The organism is Paenibacillus sp. 01T422, assembly GCF_056398785.1.
Genome location: NZ_JBFTQB010001294.1, coordinates 1 through 1,273, shown reverse-complemented (window position 1 = coordinate 1,273; position 1,273 = coordinate 1). Strand labels below are relative to the sequence as shown.

Here is a 1,273-nt window from a genome sequence, read left to right as displayed (position 1 = left end):
AGTTCGTACCATCCATACCAATAACGTTGTTAAGAAATCGAAAAGAAAACCATTCCGACCTTAAGGGAGGTACGAGGCTCTTGTGATATCCTGGGTGCGACTAACAACCTGCTTATTAATCATCATTTTCCTATTAAGCGGCTGTTGGAGCCGCAGAGAGTTGAACGATATCGCTATCGCCGAGGGCGTAGGCATTGATATCTCAGATGGTCAATTTGAGTTAACCGTTCAAATTGTGAACCCGGGGAGTGTGACCAAGGCAAACGGGAATGTTGAAGTTCCCATTATCGTCTACTCTTCCAAAGGCGTAACCCTGAATGAAGCGGTCAAACGTTTGACTTCGTCGATCTCAAGGAACATTTATTTCGCCCATATTCGTATCCTTGTCATTTCAGAGGAGTTAGCTTCCAAAGGAATCGTCAAAGCGATGGATTATCTCATGAGAGGAAGCGAATTCCGAACGGATTTTGACGTTGTCATTGCCAGAGATAGCACGGCGAAGGACTTATTAAGCGTCATGACACCGCTCGAGAAAGTTCCAGCAAACTATATCTTCAATTCTCTCGAAGCGGCCAAAAAGGAGTGGACCTCTGCGGTTACAATTAAACTCGATCAATTATCGAGCGGTCTCGTTACCCCTGGAAAAAGCTCCGTTGTATCAGGCATACAAATTATAGGAGATCATTCGACAGGTACGAGCAACAATAACATTAATTACACGACACCTCGCGTGAGACTGCAATATTCAGGCAATGCCGTCTTTAAAAGAGACAAGCTCGTTGGATGGCTGAACGAAAAAGAGTCCCGCGCTTACTCGGTCATTACCAATCAATCCATGCGTTCTTCCATCCACCTCGTCTGCCCCGATGGCGGGAACATCGGGATCGATATTGCCCGTGTCAAAAGCAAAATACACGCTGTCATCAAAAACGATAAACCAGAAATTTTCATCAGCACCCGGACGGAAGGGAATGTCTCTGATGTTGAGTGTAAAATCAATCTTTTCAAGACAGAAACGATCGCATATTTGGATTCAAAATACGTTGATTTTTTTAAATCCAACATGGAGAAAACCATTAAGAAGACGCAGCAGTTAGGGACAGATATATTTGGATTCGGCGAGGCAGTACATCGGGCAGATCCGACCTATTGGAACAAAGTCAAGGATAATTGGGAGCAGGAGTTCAAGCAAGTAGTGCCCCATCTGAATGTAATTGCTAAGGTGAGAGGAACAGGGACGATGGGAGATTCTGTTGTAAATGACGTAAAGGAG

1 protein-coding gene is annotated in these 1,273 nt (G+C 44.5%); it reads left to right on the top strand.

The features are described from left to right. Positions 1-82: 82 nt before the first annotated feature. Positions 83-1,273 (top strand): Ger(x)C family spore germination protein (locus AC1DUA_RS38130; protein ID WP_477504650.1); only part of this gene is annotated, 1,191 nt, incomplete at its 3' end.